At 53.4% G+C, this 16239-nt stretch carries 14 protein-coding genes; 12 read left to right on the forward strand and 2 right to left on the reverse strand.

Annotated elements, in window-relative coordinates; all coding sequences use genetic code 11:
- The first annotated feature begins 601 nt into the window (after positions 1-601).
- From araF to otsA, 5 genes are all read left to right on the forward strand, one after another.
- On the forward strand, positions 602-1591 hold the full coding sequence (gene araF, locus RT120_RS07660) for an arabinose ABC transporter substrate-binding protein AraF (protein ID WP_312981450.1): 990 nt from the start codon (positions 602-604) through the stop codon (positions 1589-1591).
- A gap of 57 nt (positions 1592-1648) precedes the next feature.
- Complete coding sequence (araG, locus tag RT120_RS07665) at positions 1649-3163, forward strand: L-arabinose ABC transporter ATP-binding protein AraG (RefSeq protein WP_312981452.1); 1515 nt, start codon at positions 1649-1651, stop codon at positions 3161-3163.
- A gap of 13 nt (positions 3164-3176) precedes the next feature.
- A complete protein-coding gene (gene araH, locus RT120_RS07670; RefSeq protein ID WP_125292198.1) occupies positions 3177-4157 on the forward strand; it encodes an arabinose ABC transporter permease AraH in 981 nt (326 codons plus the stop codon).
- A 238-nt stretch (positions 4158-4395) separates the two neighbouring features.
- Entirely contained in the window at positions 4396-5199 is an 804-nt protein-coding gene (gene otsB / locus RT120_RS07675; RefSeq protein WP_312981454.1) for a trehalose-phosphatase, read from the forward strand.
- Positions 5174-6598: an alpha,alpha-trehalose-phosphate synthase gene (gene otsA, locus RT120_RS07680; RefSeq protein WP_312981456.1), complete on the forward strand. Its 1425-nt coding sequence runs from the start codon at positions 5174-5176 to the stop codon at positions 6596-6598. Before otsB ends, otsA begins: the two co-directional genes overlap by 26 nt.
- A gap of 53 nt (positions 6599-6651) precedes the next feature.
- Here otsA and uspC read toward each other — a convergent pair whose 3' ends face one another.
- Positions 6652-7071, reverse strand: a complete 420-nt coding sequence (uspC, locus tag RT120_RS07685; RefSeq protein WP_312981458.1) for a universal stress protein UspC — start codon at positions 7069-7071, stop codon at positions 6652-6654.
- 803 nt (positions 7072-7874) lie between these two features.
- On the opposite strand from uspC, the gene flhD reads away from it, so the two are divergent.
- The 6 genes from flhD to cheW all read left to right on the forward strand — a co-directional run bounded on the left by flhD (position 7875) and on the right by cheW (position 13283).
- Positions 7875-8225 carry a flagellar transcriptional regulator FlhD gene (flhD, locus tag RT120_RS07690; RefSeq protein WP_312981461.1) on the forward strand — a complete coding sequence of 117 codons (351 nt, stop codon included), beginning with the start codon at positions 7875-7877 and terminating at the stop codon, positions 8223-8225.
- Between the two features lie 2 nt (positions 8226-8227).
- The gene (gene flhC, locus RT120_RS07695) at positions 8228-8806 is read left to right on the forward strand and encodes a flagellar transcriptional regulator FlhC (protein ID WP_312981463.1); all 579 of its coding nucleotides are present in this window, start codon (positions 8228-8230) and stop codon (positions 8804-8806) included.
- A gap of 127 nt (positions 8807-8933) precedes the next feature.
- Positions 8934-9821 (forward strand): flagellar motor stator protein MotA, encoded by an 888-nt coding sequence (gene motA / locus RT120_RS07700; protein ID WP_125292192.1) that lies wholly within the window; start codon positions 8934-8936, stop codon positions 9819-9821.
- A complete protein-coding gene (motB, locus tag RT120_RS07705; protein WP_312981485.1) occupies positions 9818-10744 on the forward strand; it encodes a flagellar motor protein MotB in 927 nt (308 codons plus the stop codon). The genes motA and motB overlap by 4 nt, the downstream gene beginning before the upstream one ends.
- Before the next feature lie 10 nt (positions 10745-10754).
- Positions 10755-12758 carry a chemotaxis protein CheA gene (cheA, locus tag RT120_RS07710; RefSeq protein ID WP_312981518.1) on the forward strand — a complete coding sequence of 668 codons (2004 nt, stop codon included), beginning with the start codon at positions 10755-10757 and terminating at the stop codon, positions 12756-12758.
- A gap of 21 nt (positions 12759-12779) precedes the next feature.
- Positions 12780-13283 (forward strand): chemotaxis protein CheW, encoded by a 504-nt coding sequence (gene cheW, locus RT120_RS07715; RefSeq protein WP_125292190.1) that lies wholly within the window; start codon positions 12780-12782, stop codon positions 13281-13283.
- 40 nt (positions 13284-13323) lie between these two features.
- Here the strand turns inward: cheW and RT120_RS07720 are convergent, their stop codons facing one another.
- A complete protein-coding gene (locus RT120_RS07720; RefSeq protein ID WP_312981490.1) occupies positions 13324-14874 on the reverse strand; it encodes a bifunctional UDP-sugar hydrolase/5'-nucleotidase in 1551 nt (516 codons plus the stop codon).
- Between the two features lie 183 nt (positions 14875-15057).
- Here RT120_RS07720 and RT120_RS07725 point away from each other — a divergent pair, with 183 nt between their 5' ends.
- The gene (locus tag RT120_RS07725) at positions 15058-15651 is read left to right on the forward strand and encodes a hypothetical protein (RefSeq protein ID WP_312981493.1); all 594 of its coding nucleotides are present in this window, start codon (positions 15058-15060) and stop codon (positions 15649-15651) included.
- Positions 15652-16239: the final 588 nt, after the last annotated feature.

The raw sequence follows: 16239 nt of genomic DNA on the forward strand, positions 1-16239 counted from the left end.
GCATCGCGATAATGATTTTCGGCGGGGACGTCCTCGATATTTATTAGCATACGCTCACTATCTCATTATTCTATGCCGCTATTCTGTGATGTTGTTTCGATATTAGAACCGCCATGATGAAGATTATTTGTGCAGTAAATCAGTAATAGTCCGATATTGCGGGCACGCAGCAGGCATGCATCTGGTAAATGAATCATGAAATTATATAAATCACTGAAATGATTTTTTTCATTTTTTCCCGTTTTATGAATTTAGGGGAGCTATGAAGCTTAACATCGGCCTGACTCTGCAAATACCGTCTCTGGCGAAAAAATGTGCAAGGATTGTCGAGCTGTGAATATGGATTATTTGGTTGTTGTCAGTTTATTTGTCATACATATCAGCCAGATTTTATGTTCTTTATCGCTAAATGTATGCACTGTTTTACTGTAATTCTGCGATGTGATTTTGCTCTCCTATGGATAATCAATTTCCCGCTAAAACTATCTCCAGCAATAGCACGTTGATTCCCCAAAAAGCTAATGCGTTGTTTTAAAGCCTTTTAGTAAAGATTTTAATGATTCATTACCCTGCAAAAAGAAAACTAAAGCTGGAGTTGCTCATGCACAAATTTACTAAAGCTCTGGCAGCCATCGGTCTGGCTGCCGTTATGTCACAATCCGCTATCGCAGAAACCATGAAACTGGGTTTTCTGGTGAAGCAACCGGAAGAGCCGTGGTTCCAGACCGAATGGAAATTCGCTGATAAAGCGGGCAAAGATTTAGGTTTTGAAGTAATCAAAATCGCTGTGCCAGACGGTGAAAAAACCCTTAACGCCATCGACAGCCTTGCGGCCAGCGGCGCGAAAGGTTTTGTGATTTGTACACCTGACCCAAAACTGGGCTCGGCGATTGTGGCGAAAGCCCGTGGCTATGACATGAAAGTCATCGCGGTGGATGACCAGTTCGTTAACGCCAAAGGTAAGCCGATGGATACCGTTCCGCTGGTGATGATGGCAGCGACCAAAATTGGCGAACGCCAGGGCCAGGAACTGTATAAAGAGATGCAAAAACGCGGCTGGGATGTGAAAGAGACCGCCGTGATGGCCATCACCGCTAACGAACTGGATACCGCGCGCCGTCGTACCGGCGGTTCCATGGACGCGCTGAAAGCCGCCGGATTCCCGGAAAAGCAAATCTACCAGGTTCCGACCAAGTCTAACGATATCCCGGGCGCTTTCGACGCCGCTAACTCTATGCTGGTTCAGCATCCGGAAGTGAAACACTGGCTGATCGTCGGTATGAACGATAACACCGTGCTGGGCGGCGTACGCGCCACTGAAGGCCAGGGCTTTAAAGCCCCGGACGTGATCGGTATCGGCATCAACGGCGTTGACGCGGTGAGCGAACTGTCCAAAGCGCAGGCGACCGGCTTCTACGGTTCTCTGCTGCCAAGCCCGGACGTACACGGCTATAAATCCAGCGAAATGCTCTACAACTGGGTGACCAAAGGCGCTGAGCCAGCGAAATTCACCGAGGTGACCGACGTAGTGCTGATTACGCGCGACAACTTCAAAGAAGAACTCGCGAAAAAAGGTTTAGGCGGTAAGTAATGTCGTTGGGCGAGCGCCGCAGGTGCGCTCGCCTTTTAGGTGGTTTGTGGAGGCGTTATGCAGCAATCAACACCCTGGCTCTCATTTCGCGGCATCGGGAAAACCTTCCCGGGCGTGAAAGCGTTATCAGATATCAGTTTTGACTGCCATGCCGGGCAGGTTCATGCGCTGATGGGCGAAAACGGCGCGGGGAAATCGACCCTGTTAAAAATTCTCAGCGGCAACTATACCCCGACCACGGGCACCATCGCCCTGAAAGGCCAGGAGGTGTCGTTTACCGATACCAACCAGGCGCTTAACGCGGGCGTGGCGATCATCTACCAGGAACTGCACCTGGTGCCGGAAATGACCGTGGCCGAGAACATTTATCTGGGCCAGATCCCCCACAAAATGGGTTTTGTGAACCGGTCATTGTTGAACTACGAAGCCAAACTGCAGCTTGAACATTTAGGGTTGGATATCGATCCGCAAACGCCGCTCAAATACCTGTCTATCGGGCAGTGGCAGATGGTCGAAATCGCCAAAGCGCTGGCGCGCAACGCCAAAATTATCGCCTTTGACGAACCCACCAGCTCGCTGTCGGCGCGTGAAATCGAAAACTTATTCCGGGTGATCCGCGAACTGCGTAACGAAGGGCGCGTGATCCTGTATGTGTCTCACCGTATGGAAGAGATCTTCGCCCTCAGCGATGCCATCACGGTGTTTAAAGATGGCCGCTACGTCTGCACCTTCGATGATATGCAACAGGTCAACCACGACAAACTGGTACAGGCGATGGTCGGACGCGAAATCGGCGATATCTACGGCTGGAAACCGCGTGAATACGGGCCGGAACGTCTGCGTCTGGAAAACGTGAAAGCGCCAGGGGTGCGTACGCCCATCTCCCTGTCGGTACGCAGCGGTGAAATCGTCGGCCTGTTTGGCCTGGTCGGGGCAGGGCGTAGCGAACTGATGAAAGGCATGTTCGGCGGCACCCGCATTACTGACGGGCAAATTTTTATCGACGGCCAGCCGGTGGCTATCCGTGCACCTGGCGACGCGATCCGCTCTGGCATGATGCTGTGCCCGGAAGACCGCAAAGCGGACGGCATTATTCCGGTGCACTCGGTGCAGGACAATATCAACATCAGCGCGCGGCGCAAGCATATCAGCGCCGGTTGCCTGATTAACAACGGCTGGGAGGCGCAAAACGCCCAGCACCATATTAAATCTCTCAATATCAAAACGCCGACGGCCGGGCAGCTGATCATGAACCTGTCCGGGGGCAACCAGCAGAAGGCGATTTTAGGCCGCTGGCTGTCGGAAGAGATGAAAGTCATTTTGCTTGATGAGCCAACACGCGGGATCGACGTGGGGGCGAAGCACGAAATTTATAACGTTATCTATGCGCTGGCGGCGCAGGGCGTGGCGGTGCTGTTCGCCTCCAGCGACCTGCCAGAAGTGCTCGGGGTGGCTGACCGCATCATTGTGATGCGTGAAGGGGAAGTCGCCGGGGAGTTACTGCATAACGAGGCCTGCGAACAAGACGCGTTAAGCCTTGCGATGCCAAAAATCAGCCAGGCTGTCGCCTGATACAGGAGAGTTTATGTCTGCTTTAACCACATCCGGTGCGCCAAAGTCATCGCTGACCCTCGGTCGTATCTGGGACCAGTACGGTATGCTGGTCGTGTTTGCCGTGTTGTTTATCGCCTGTGCGATTTTTGTGCCCAACTTCGCCACCTTTATCAATATGAAGGGGCTGGGGCTGGCGATCTCCATGTCCGGCATGGTGGCCTGCGGGATGCTGTTCTGCCTGGCGTCCGGGGACTTTGACCTGTCGGTGGCGTCGGTCATCGCCTGCGCCGGGGTAACGACGGCGGTGGTCATCAATATGACCGAAAGCCTGTGGATCGGCGTATTTGCCGGTCTGGCGCTCGGTATGCTCAGCGGCTTTGTGAACGGTTTCGTTATCGCCAAACTGAAAATCAATGCCCTGATCACCACGCTTGCCACCATGCAGATCGTGCGCGGCCTGGCGTACATTATCTCTGACGGTAAAGCGGTTGGGATTGAAGACGAAAGCTTCTTTACCCTGGGTTACGCCAACTGGCTGGGCCTGCCTGCGCCGATTTGGCTGACCGTGGCTTGCCTGATTATTTTTGGCTTTCTGCTGAATAAAACCACCTTTGGCCGTAACACCCTGGCGATTGGCGGTAACGAAGAGGCGGCACGTCTCGCTGGCGTACCGGTAGTGCGCACTAAAATCATTATTTTCGTGCTGTCCGGCCTGGTTTCCGCAGCCGCGGGGATCATCCTGGCCTCCCGTATGACCAGCGGCCAGCCGATGACTTCTATCGGTTATGAGCTAATTGTTATCTCGGCCTGCGTATTGGGTGGGGTTTCGCTGAAAGGCGGTATCGGTAAAATTTCTTACGTAGTCGCCGGTATTCTGATCCTCGGCACCGTGGAAAATGCCATGAACCTGCTGAATATCTCGCCGTTCGCCCAGTATGTGGTGCGTGGTTTGATTCTGCTGGCGGCGGTGATTTTCGACCGCTACAAACAGAAAGCTAAACGCACGGTGTAATGTTTTTTCACAAAAAACATCGCGATTTTTCGCAAGATTCATTCGTAATAATTATTGATTGCCGACCCTCATGGGTCGGCTTTTTTTTGGCGTTTTTCAGACTAATCCAGCGCTGACAAGCCTTACAGGCCCGTCAGGGAGATGGCGAGCCTCGTCACACTGTCTATACTTACATGGCTATTGATAATGGCAGGTAACTGTTTGGTTGCCTTTTGACTGTGTAAGGAGGAAACCACTGGTGGCTACTGAACTCTCTCTACCACCCCTGAATAACGGAAACCTGGCTTTTTTCTTTGACCTCGATGGTACGCTGGCAGAAATCCAACCTCATCCCGATCTGGTTCACATACCGACCGACGTGCGTGCCCTCCTGGAAAAGCTATCCGGTCTTCATAATGGGGCGCTGGCGTTGATTTCGGGACGTTCTATGGCTGAGCTCGACAAGCTGGCCGCACCGCATCGTTTCCCTGTTGCCGGGGTGCACGGCGCTGAGCGTCGCGACATCAACGGAAATACCCATATTGTTACGCTGCCTGCCGACCTGGTGCGCGCGCTGCAACTGCGCCTCGAAACCGAACTGGCGGCAATGCCCGGCACCGAGCTGGAGTGCAAGGGAATGGCCTTTGCACTGCACTATCGCCAGGCGCCTGAATTTGAATCACGCATTCTCAGCCTGGCCTCCACGCTGGTGAGCCTGTATGAAGAGCTCTCGCTACAGCCCGGTAAATGCGTGGTGGAAATCAAACCGCGCGGCATCAACAAAGGCGAGGCGATTGCGGCGTTCATGCAGCAGGAGCCGTTCGCAGGCCGCACCCCGGTATTTATCGGGGATGACTTAACAGACGAGGCGGGATTTACCACGGTGAATGCCATGAACGGCATTTCCATCAAGGTAGGCAAGGGAGAAACCGACGCGAAGTATCGTCTGATGAATGTACAGGCCGTCCACGTATGGCTTGAAAAGTTGGTAATACAACAAGAAAAAGAACAAAAATTGAATGACAGGAGTGTAGGTTATGAGTCGCTTAGTCGTAGTATCTAATCGTATCGCGCCGCCCGATGATAAAAAAGCAAGCGCAGGGGGCCTGGCGGTTGGCGTGCTTGGGGCCCTGAAAGCGGCGGGTGGCTTGTGGTTTGGCTGGAGCGGGGAGATTGGTAATGAAGACCAGCCGCTGAAGACCGTGAGCCGGGATAATATTACCTGGGCCTCGTTTAATCTTAGCGAGCAGGATTACGAGCAGTATTACAACCAGTTCTCTAATGCCGTGCTGTGGCCAGCGTTCCACTACCGCCTCGATCTGGTGAACTTCCAGCGCGACGCCTGGGAGGGCTATCTGCGGGTGAACCAGCTACTGGCGGAAAAACTGAAACCACTGCTGGAAGAGGACGATATCCTGTGGATCCACGACTACCACTTGCTGCCGTTCGCCAGTGCACTGCGTTCGCTGGGTATCAATAACCGTATCGGTTTCTTCTTACATATCCCGTTCCCGACGCCGGAAATCTTCAACGCCTTGCCTCCGCATGCCGATTTACTGGAAAAACTGTGCGATTACGATCTGTTGGGCTTCCAGACCTCCAACGATGAAAACGCTTTTTTAGAAAGTGTCGCGCAGCAAACGGCGCTAACGACGCGGGATAAACACAGCCATCGCGCCTTCGGGAAACAGTTCACCACTTCAGTCTACCCGATTGGTATTGAACCGGAAGAAATCGCCGCCCAGGCTGCGGGCCCGTTGCCGCCAAAACTGGCACAGCTGAAACAAGAGCTGGGAACTATTAAGAATATCTTCTCGGTTGAGCGGCTTGATTATTCCAAAGGGTTACCGGAACGCTTCCAGGCCTTTGAGGCGCTGCTGGAAAACTACCCGCAGCATCACGGTAAAATTCGCTACACCCAGATTGCCCCGACGTCGCGCGGCGATGTGCAGGCCTATCAGGATATCCGTCACCAGTTGGAAACCGAGGCCGGGCGCATTAACGGCAAATACGGACAATTGGGCTGGACGCCGCTCTATTACCTTAACCAGCATTTCGACCGTAAACTGCTGATGAAAGTATTCCGCCACGCGGATGTGGGTTTGGTTACGCCACTGCGCGACGGGATGAACCTGGTCGCGAAAGAGTATGTGGCGGCCCAGGATCCGGCGAATCCTGGCGTACTGGTACTGTCTAAATTCGCGGGGGCGGCCAATGAATTAACCTCTGCCTTGCTGGTCAACCCGTACGACCGGGATGAAGTCGCTAACGCGATGAACCGGGCGTTAACCATGCCGCTGGCGGAGCGTATTTCACGCCACAGTGAAATGATGGCCGTGGTGCAGCAAAACGATATTCATCACTGGCAGGAGCGCTTCCTGACGACACTAAAGCAGATCGCGCCGCGTAGCGCGCAAAGCCAGCTACAGCAAAAGATCGCGACGTTCCAGAAACTCGCCTGATCGTTCACGCTTAAACCTGTAACGAAACGCGGCCCTTTATTGGGCCGCGTTTGTTATAGCGACACCAGTAACACATCCACCGAGCAGGACTGCACAACCCGCTTTGCGCTACAGGTCACTTTGCTGAAAAAGCTGTGATTGTGATTGCCGCACACCACTAAATCTACCGGCGTTTTGGCGCAGATATTGAGGATATGATCGCTCAACTCCCCGGTAGCGATAATCGTGTCGTGGATGGGATAGCCAGCCTGATCTTTGAGAGACTGCAAAAACAGATGGGTTTCTTCGAGCATCAGCTCGCGCAGATTTTCCATCATGGGCGCAGCGAGCTGGTTATACAGTTCGGGATCGGATGCCAGGGTAATCAAGGTAATCGAACCCTCAACGGGCCGGACAATAGAAACCGCTTTCGCCACCAGATGATGGCTTTCGGGGGTAGGTGCAACCGCGACCAGCAGATGTTTATAGCTCATGTAACGCTCCTTACTCACATGAGAAATGGCGCTCGTTACCAGGGAAATACGCGCTTTTCAACGTTTTCGCAAGGTAACTACCCCAGCTTGTGAAGGCAGTTAACAGAAAAAATATTAATTATTCTTATATAAGGAATATGCAACGAATGTGAAATAGTTGTGCAGTAAAGACGTAACCCAAAAATATCCGCCAGGCAGGGTTTACGTTGCGCTTCAATAAAATATTTACAAAAATTTTATTTGGCGCACGTTTTATTTTTAAGTGTTTGATTATTAACAATTAAATATATTTAAGATTATGTCAGGCTGGCGGAAAAGTATGTTTCATGAATGTTAAATAATGTGAGTTAAATTTGAGCGGAAACTTTTGTTGATGGCATTGTAAATAGCACGTGCCATGAATGATTATTCGTAAAAGCAATACGACAACCGTACCAGTTTTGCTCAAAAAGTGACCGTTTCTATAGCTTTTCTGATTGGTTTATTAAGATTTTTAATTCATAAATGTGATCTTCGTCACATATTTCCCAAATTATCATCACGCCCTGATTGTATGTAAAATTTCTGGCGAGTACAGTTTGCTCGCTTTAGGAAAAATCTTAGTTTTTTGTAAGGGAAATAAGAATTGTCTTCAAATAAGTAACTTTTTGTGACGACCGGCCCCTGTGGCGCGGGCTTTACAATAACCACTTGTTTTATTGCAACATTAAACCCTTATTTTTATTTTTCCAGATTTTATCTGGCGACATCACGGGGTGCGGGCATACCGCATAGTACGCAGTTGGTTATTCTGGATGGGAAAAATGCACACATCCGAGTTACTGAAACACATTTACGACATCAACCTGTCGTATCTTCTTTTGGCTCAACGTTTAATAAGCCAGGACAAAGCATCTGCCATGTTCCGTTTGGGCGTGACTGAAGAGATGGCAAACACCCTCGGCGAGCTCACGCTGCCGCAGATGGTAAAATTGGCCGAGACCAATCAGCTAATCTGTCAGTTTCGTTTTGACGATCACCAAACCATTACCCGCCTGACGCAGGAGTCACGCGTTGACGATCTGCAACAGGTTCACACCGGGATCCTGCTTTCTACACGCCTGCTTAACAATGCGACGACAACTGACGACGTCAGCAAAAAGAAAAGGGCCTGATCATGGTCGAAAAAAGCATTGTTCAGGAAGCGCGCGACATTCAGCTGGCAATGGAATTGATCACGCTGGGGGCGCGCCTTCAGATGCTGGAAAGCGAAACTCAACTGAGCCGTGGGCGGTTAATCAAGCTGTATAAAGAATTACGGGGAAGCCCGCCGCCGAAAGGCATGCTGCCGTTTTCCACGGACTGGTTTATGACCTGGGAGCAAAACATCCATGCCTCGATGTTCTGTAACGCATGGCAATACCTGCTGCGCACCGGGTTGTGTTCCGGTGTGGATGCGGTGATTAAAGCGTACCGCCTGTACCTCGAACAGTGCCCATCGCAGGATGATGGCCCGCTACTGGCGTTGACCCGCGCATGGACATTAGTGCGTTTTGTTGAAAGCGGAATGCTTCAGCTCTCGACCTGCAACTGTTGCGGCGGCAATTTTATTACCCATGCGCATCAGCCGGTCGGCAGTTTCGCCTGTAGCTTATGCCAGCCGCCTTCCCGCGCAGTAAAAAGGCGTAAACTTTCCCGAGATACTGCCGATATTATCCCACAACTGCTGGATGAACAGGTCGTACAGGCTGTTTAAGCGTCAGGTGTGGTGAATCACTCCAGCAGCGATAAGTTTCTTATCGCTGCTTTTTTATTCCCCGTCCGACACGAAACGTCTTTCGCTTGCGAGTCCTTGTCACAGTCAACAGCGGAAGGAAGATGTCGTGCTGATTCTTATAGGTTACCTGGTTGTTCTCGGTACAGTGTTCGGCGGTTATATGATGACCGGCGGTCACCTTGGCGCACTCTATCAACCTGCTGAATTTGTCATCATTGGGGGCGCAGGGGTAGGGGCGTTTATTGTCGGGAATAACGGCAAAGCGATCAAAGCGACGGTCAAAGCGTTACCGCTGTTGTTTCGCGGCTCCAAATACAACAAAAGCACCTACATGGATTTGATGGCGCTGCTGTACCGCCTGATGGCCAAGTCGCGCCAGCAGGGGATGTTCTCTCTTGAACGTGATATCGAAAACCCCAAAGAGAGCGAAATTTTCGCCAGCTACCCGCGTATTCTCGCCGATAAAGTGATGCTTGAATTCATCACCGATTATCTGCGCCTGATCATCAGCGGCAACATGAACACCTTCGAAATCGAAGCGCTGATGGATGAAGAGATCGAAACCCACGAGAACGAGTGCGAGATCCCGGCCAACAGCCTGGCGATCATGGGCGACTCGCTTCCGGCCTTCGGTATCGTGGCGGCGGTGATGGGCGTGGTGCATGCCCTGGCGTCGGCGGACCGCCCGGCGGCGGAACTGGGCGCGCTGATCGCCCATGCGATGGTGGGGACGTTCCTCGGTATTCTGCTGGCTTATGGGTTTATTTCCCCGCTGGCGACGGTGCTGCGCCAGAAGAGCGCGGAAACCACCAAAATGATGCAGTGCGTCAAAGTCACGCTGCTCTCCAGCCTGAACGGCTACGCGCCGCCGATCGCCGTCGAATTTGGCCGTAAAACGCTGTATTCCACCGAGCGTCCGTCCTTCATCGAGCTGGATGAGCATGTACGCGCCGTGAAATCGCCGAATCAGCAAACGACGACGGAAGACGCATGAAGAATCAACATCGCCCGATCGTTATCGTTAAGAAACGCAAACATAAAGGCCACGGCGGCGCACACGGTTCGTGGAAGATTGCCTATGCCGACTTTATGACCGCGATGATGGCGTTCTTTCTGGTGATGTGGCTGATTTCCATCGCCAGCCCTAAAGAGTTGGTGCAAATTGCCGACTATTTCCGTACCCCGCTTTCTGCCGCGATCACCGGCGGGCAGCGCATTGCCGACAGCGAAAGCCCGATTCCAGGCGGCGGCGATGATTACACCCAGACGCAGGGTGAAGTAAAAAAAGAGCCGGATATCGATGAGCTGAAAAAGCGCATGGAAACCAGCCGGCTGAAAAAATTGCGTGGCGATCTGGACCAGTTGATTGAATCTGACCCGAAACTGCGTGCGCTACGACCGCATTTGCGCATCGACCTGACGCCGGAAGGGCTGCGGATCCAGATTATCGATAGCCAGAACCGCCCGATGTTTAAAACCGGGAGTGCCGAAGTGGAGCCGTATATGCGCGATATTCTGCGCGCCATCGCGCCAGTGCTTAACGACATTCCCAACCGAATCAGCTTATCAGGCCATACCGATGATATTCCCTACGCGTCCGGCGAGCGCTACTACAGCAACTGGGAACTGTCGGCAGATCGCGCGAACGCCTCGCGGCGTGAGCTGGTGATCGGCGGCCTGGACGACGGCAAAGTGCTGCGCGTCGTCGGCATGTCGGCCACCATGAAACTGGCCGACAAAGGACCGGATGAAGCCATTAACCGGCGCATCAGCATCCTGGTCCTTAACAAGCAGACCGAGCAATCGATATTGCATGAGAACGCCGACAGCCAGAACGGCTCTCTCAGCGATTTAGCCCAACCGGGAGCAGTGCCCCCGACGACGAACTCAACACCGCCACAACCGGGTCCGAGGTGATAGCGTGAGTATGGATATCAGCGATTTTTATCAAACGTTTTTTGATGAGGCTGACGAACTGTTAGCTGATATGGAGCAGCATCTGCTCTCTTTGGCGCCCGAAGCGCCGGATTCAGAGCAACTGAACGCCATTTTCCGTGCGGCCCATTCCATAAAAGGCGGTGCCGGCACATTTGGATTTAGCGTGTTGCAGGAAACCACGCATCTGATGGAAAACCTGCTTGATGAAGCCCGGCGCGGTGAAATGCAACTCAACACCGACATTATCAACCTGTTTTTGGAAACCAAAGATATTATGCAGGAACAGCTCGACGCGTATAAAAGTTCAGAAGAGCCGGACGCTGCCAGCTTCGAATACATCTGCCAGGCGCTGCGCCAGCTTGCGCTGGAGGCGAAGGGCGAAGCCAGTGCAGAACCGGCACCCCTGACGCTGGTCACGCCGCAACAGGAAGCCGCCGCCGCCGACGGTAAGCTGCGTATCACCTTAAGCGGCTTAAAAGCCAGCGAAGTGGCGCTGTTGCAGGAAGAGTTAGCCAACCTGGGCGACCTGAGCGACGTGGTGCAGGGGGAAAATACCCTGAGCGCGACGCTGGATACCAGCGTGAGCGCCGATGACATTAGCGCCGTGCTGTGCTTCGTGGTGGAGCCGGAACAGATTGCGTTTTCCGCGCCTGGCAGCGCGGTGGCGCAGCCGGTTGAAACCGCGCCCGTGCCGGTGGTTGAAGACGCTAAACTTGAACCTGTCCCCGTTACCGCCCCGCCCGCACCGGTGGCTGCGGCCCCTGCACGCGTCGAGCGCGAGCAGAAACCGGCTACCCGCGAGCGGGAAAACACCAGCATCCGCGTGGCGGTAGAGAAAGTTGACCAGTTGATTAACCTGGTCGGCGAACTGGTGATCACCCAGTCGATGCTGGCCCAGCGCTCTAACGAGCTGGATCCGGTGACGCACGGGGATTTGATCACCAGCATGAGCCAGTTGGAGCGCAACGCCCGCGACCTGCAAGAGTCGGTGATGTCGATTCGTATGATGCCGATGGAGTACGTCTTCAGCCGCTTCCCGCGCCTGGTACGCGACCTGGCGGGCAAGCTCGGCAAACAGATTGAACTCACGTTACAGGGCAGCTCTACCGAACTGGATAAGAGCCTGATTGAGCGCATTATCGATCCGCTGACTCACCTGGTACGCAACAGCCTTGACCACGGTATCGAAATGCCGGCAGACCGCGAAGCGGCGGGCAAATCCCCGGTAGGCAACCTGATCCTCTCCGCCGAACACCAGGGCGGCAACATCTGTATTGAAGTTACCGACGACGGCGCAGGGCTGAACCGCGCGCGTATTCTGGCAAAAGCCATGTCCCAGGGCCTGCCGGTGAGCGAAAACATGACTGACGATGAAGTCGGTATGCTGATTTTCGCACCAGGCTTCTCTACTGCCGAAGTGGTCACTGACGTCTCCGGGCGCGGCGTGGGTATGGACGTGGTGAAACGGAACATCCAGGAAATGGGCGGCCACGTTGAAATCCAGTCTAAACAGGGCGTGGGCACCACCATTCGCATTCTGCTGCCGCTGACCCTCGCTATCCTTGACGGCATGTCGGTGAAAGTGAATGAAGAAGTGTTCATTCTGCCGCTCAACGCGGTCATGGAATCCCTGCAACCGCGCGAAGAAGATTTGCATCCGCTGGCGGGCGGCGAGCGCGTGCTGGAAGTGCGTGGCGAATACCTGCCGCTGGTGGAGTTGTGGAAAGTGTTCGACGTCGAAGGCGCGAAAACCCAGGCTACCCAGGGCATTGTGGTGATCCTGCAAAGCGCTAACCGCCGTTATGCGCTGCTGGTCGATCAGTTAATTGGTCAACACCAGGTGGTAGTGAAAAACCTTGAAAGCAATTATCGCAAGGTGCCGGGTATTTCTGCCGCCACCATTCTGGGTGATGGAAGCGTGGCGCTGATTGTGGATGTATCCGCGCTGCAAGGTATTAACCGTGAACAACGTATGGCGCAGACAGCCGCCTGATTAGCTTAGGAAAATATGCAAATGACCGGTATGAGTAATGTAACCAAGCTGGCCGGAGAGCCGTCTGGCCAGGAATTTCTGGTATTCACCCTCGGCGATGAAGAATACGGCATCGACATTCTGAAAGTGCAGGAGATCCGCGGTTACGATCAGGTAACCCGTATCGCCAACACACCCTCGTTTATCAAAGGCGTGACCAACCTGCGCGGCGTGATTGTGCCGATTGTCGACTTACGCATCAAATTCAATCAGGAAGATGTGGATTACAACGACAACACCGTGGTGATCGTGCTGAACCTGGGCCAGCGCGTGGTGGGGATTGTGGTGGATGGCGTCTCTGACGTGCTGTCCCTGACCAACGATCAGATCCGCCCGGCCCCGGAATTCGCCGTGACGCTGTCTACCGAATACCTGACCGGCCTCGGCGCGGTGGGCGACCGGATGCTGATCCTGGTAAACATCGAAAAACTGCTCAACAGCGAAGAAATGGCGCTGCTGGACAGCGCTGCCGCTCGCGTGGCGTAATCGTCAGGAAGCCCGGCAGACACACCCTGCCGGGCTTTTTTTACTTAACTTCTTCTACCCGTTTTTCATTCACCACTGCCGGGTCGATTTTATTGCCCGCTTTCAGATAATCGATTAGCGCACCTGATAAGTTGTACCCGCCGCGCACCTGCTTGTTTTTCCCTTCAGTGAAAGCCATAAATCCGTCGCCGCCCGGCGCCAGGAAGCTGTTGGTCGCCACGCGATACACCTGATTATCCTCAATCGGCTTGCCGTTAAGGGTCAATTCCGTCACCCGCGCGCCCGGCGCTTTATGGGTATCGTAGCGCATCATGACGCCTTTCGACGCCTGCCACACGCCGTTGGTCAGCGAGGCGCTGTGCTCCATCAGGTTGCGCACCTGCTTGCCATTAAGGTCCATCACCGTCAGTTCATTGGGGAACGGGAAAGCGCTGATCACATCGCCGAGGGTGATCTTCCCGGCGTTAATATCCGCGCGCAGGCCGCCCGAGTTAGTCACCGCCAGTTGCGCATCCGGTGCCGCCGCTATCATCGCATCGGTGAACAGGTTGCCAGGGGAAGAGGATTCGCCATAAGCGCGGGTCAGGGCAATGGGCGTTTCGCCAATCGGCTGGCTTACCGTTTGTTGTAGCTGTTTATTCCACTTATCGATGGTTTGCTGGGTTACCGGATCGGGTCTCCACTCATCGGCAAACAGCGTTTTTAACTCGAAGCTTTTCTCCGTATGTGCGCAGGTTTTGGGATTGACGTCGAGCACCAGCTTACCGATATCAATGCCGCCGCTGTCGGTAGACAGAATCAGCGTATTACCCACTTTAATCGGTTCTGGCGTACCGACGTGGGCATGTCCGGTGATCAGTAGATCCAAGCCTTTCACCTGGCCGGCGGTTTGAATGTCATTATCCAGCGCCCGTTTGACGTCGGTACTGCCTTTGCTGGACTGGCGCGCCGGAATGCCTTCGTGCATCAGCGCCACGGTGATATCCACTTTGCCGCGCAGTTCATCCAGATAGTGCTGAAGCCATTTCACCTCATCGCGCGCTTCGATACCCTGGCGCATCGCCGCAGAAACGGTATCGTCAAAAGCGAACACACCGTGCAGCCCGATCACGCCGATTTTGATGCCATCTTTTTCCAGAATGGTGTACGGCTTATTCCAGAACGGCACCTGGCTGTTCTGATAAAACACGTTGCCCAGCAGGATCGGGAATGTCGCCTGGCTCAGTTGCAGCAGGGTGTAGTCCCATCCGTGGTCGAACTCATGGTTGCCCACCGATGCCGCATCCACCGACATGGTGTTGAGGATATCGATAATCGCTTTGCCTTTGGTCAGGCTGCTGATATACGGGCCGGTAAAGTAGTCCCCGGCATCAAAGTAAAAGGTGGTGGGATTACGCGCTTTTTCCTGTTTCACCAGGGTAGAAATCGTGGCGAACCCGCCTACCGGACGCTTACCGTCCGCGATCCACGGTACGCTGTACGGCTCTACGTGAGCATGCAGATCGTTGGTGTAAATCACCGTGACATCCTGCGCCAGGCCTTGTGCGCACCAGCCCGCGAGGAGCGCCAGAGAGAGATATTTAGCTTTCATCATCATTCCTTAATTGAAAAAGAGGCGCGGCTATCTTTGCCGCCCACACGGCTTGCTTTTGTGAATGTCCTCACAACGATGCCGGGGAAACCGCGTCATCCTGTGCCGACTAACACAATGCGTGGGTAACCGGTTGATGGATAACCGTTTTTAGGTGAATCTGAACGTTTGTTAAAACGGAAAATGCGCCAATCTGGGGGGGTGGATGCGCCTGAATATGTCTGGCTGGTGTATCGGCTGGGCTATCCGGCGCTTGGCTGCGGGAAATGCGGCAGCCTGCCGCCGCTGTTTAACGAAGCGAAATGCAATGACTGGTTTGCGCAACTGTTTGCCCATCACTTGGGCCTGACCGGGCAAGGCTGCCCGCGCGGCTGTCATGGCCGGTTGATCCGCTATGGAGCGAACCGTTCAGGTAGCGCGTGTCTGCAATGCACTGCCTGCGGACGGGCGTTCACGCCACTGCGCGTCAGCCAGACTGCCGGGGCGCGACGGGAGACACTGCTCAGCGCACTCGCCGCAGGGGAACATCAGAGTGAAACCACGGCCTACCGGGTTTTACAACAGGCAGCGGTGTGGTGCGAAAGCCAGAATCCCTTCGCTGAACAGCCGGTGACACGAATTGCCAGCCAAATTATGGCGCTGCCTTTCCAGGGGGCGCGCCGCCATCAGCAGGTTTACGTCATCATCAGCGCGATGCGTTTATCCAGTGGCTGGAAGGGCATCCGTGGCGACATATTGCCGGACAGCTTACTGCGCGGGTTGTCAGCCAGCATTTGATCTGTCTGGCGTGGTGGTATAACCAGGCGATGGTGACGCGTCACTGGCAGGGCAATTAGTCTGTCATGAAAAACTAATGGTGAATTGAACCGAGTAAGTCAGAACGTCTTTAAACGACGTAAAGGGGGAGCGTATTTCTTTTTTATACCTGTTCACTTTTTCATGCATTCTGGCGGGCATTAACGGGTATCAGCCGAAGGAGTAATATTACACAATGCTTTCAGGGTAAATAAATCATATGGGATATTTATGTTTTTGCACTTTTTAGTATTAGTATTTTTTGTTACATATTTATATATTCTTATTTTTGTGCGAATAAATTTCGATTTCATACCAGTAATTAATTGCCGTCCCGTGCAGAACCGGTTATCCCGAAAAAATAAAGCACCGTTTGGTTTTAATGAGTGTTACCAGATATTAATAATTCCGTTTTGTTCCTTTGCGTTACGCTCAACTGGGTATTAACATTGAATGCCGATTATTTATAAGGGTACGCCCCGTATAAGGGATTAATTAATTCAGGAGATAAATGTATATGTCTGAATCATTTCAGAACGAGATACCGCGTGCGCGCGTAAATATAAAACT

The sequence above is a fragment of the Atlantibacter sp. genome (genome assembly GCF_032062175.1).
Classification (GTDB): Bacteria; Pseudomonadota; Gammaproteobacteria; order Enterobacterales; family Enterobacteriaceae; genus Atlantibacter.

Excerpts from the sequence above, each read along its gene's own strand:
- araH (WP_125292198.1), top strand. The coding sequence starts at position 3,177 with ATGTCTGCTTTAACCACATCCGGTGCGCCAAAGTCATCGCTGACCCTC.
- motB (WP_312981485.1), top strand. The coding sequence starts at position 9,818 with ATGAAGAATCAACATCGCCCGATCGTTATCGTTAAGAAACGCAAACAT.
- araG (WP_312981452.1), top strand. The coding sequence starts at position 1,649 with ATGCAGCAATCAACACCCTGGCTCTCATTTCGCGGCATCGGGAAAACC.
- RT120_RS07720 (WP_312981490.1), bottom strand. The coding sequence starts at position 14,874 with ATGAAAGCTAAATATCTCTCTCTGGCGCTCCTCGCGGGCTGGTGCGCA.
- cheW (WP_125292190.1), top strand. The coding sequence starts at position 12,780 with ATGACCGGTATGAGTAATGTAACCAAGCTGGCCGGAGAGCCGTCTGGC.
- araF (WP_312981450.1), top strand. The coding sequence starts at position 602 with ATGCACAAATTTACTAAAGCTCTGGCAGCCATCGGTCTGGCTGCCGTT.
- uspC (WP_312981458.1), bottom strand. The coding sequence starts at position 7,071 with ATGAGCTATAAACATCTGCTGGTCGCGGTTGCACCTACCCCCGAAAGC.
- otsA (WP_312981456.1), top strand. The coding sequence starts at position 5,174 with ATGAGTCGCTTAGTCGTAGTATCTAATCGTATCGCGCCGCCCGATGAT.
- cheA (WP_312981518.1), top strand. The coding sequence starts at position 10,755 with ATGGATATCAGCGATTTTTATCAAACGTTTTTTGATGAGGCTGACGAA.
- flhC (WP_312981463.1), top strand. The coding sequence starts at position 8,228 with ATGGTCGAAAAAAGCATTGTTCAGGAAGCGCGCGACATTCAGCTGGCA.
- RT120_RS07725 (WP_312981493.1), top strand. The coding sequence starts at position 15,058 with ATGCGCCAATCTGGGGGGGTGGATGCGCCTGAATATGTCTGGCTGGTG.
- flhD (WP_312981461.1), top strand. The coding sequence starts at position 7,875 with ATGCACACATCCGAGTTACTGAAACACATTTACGACATCAACCTGTCG.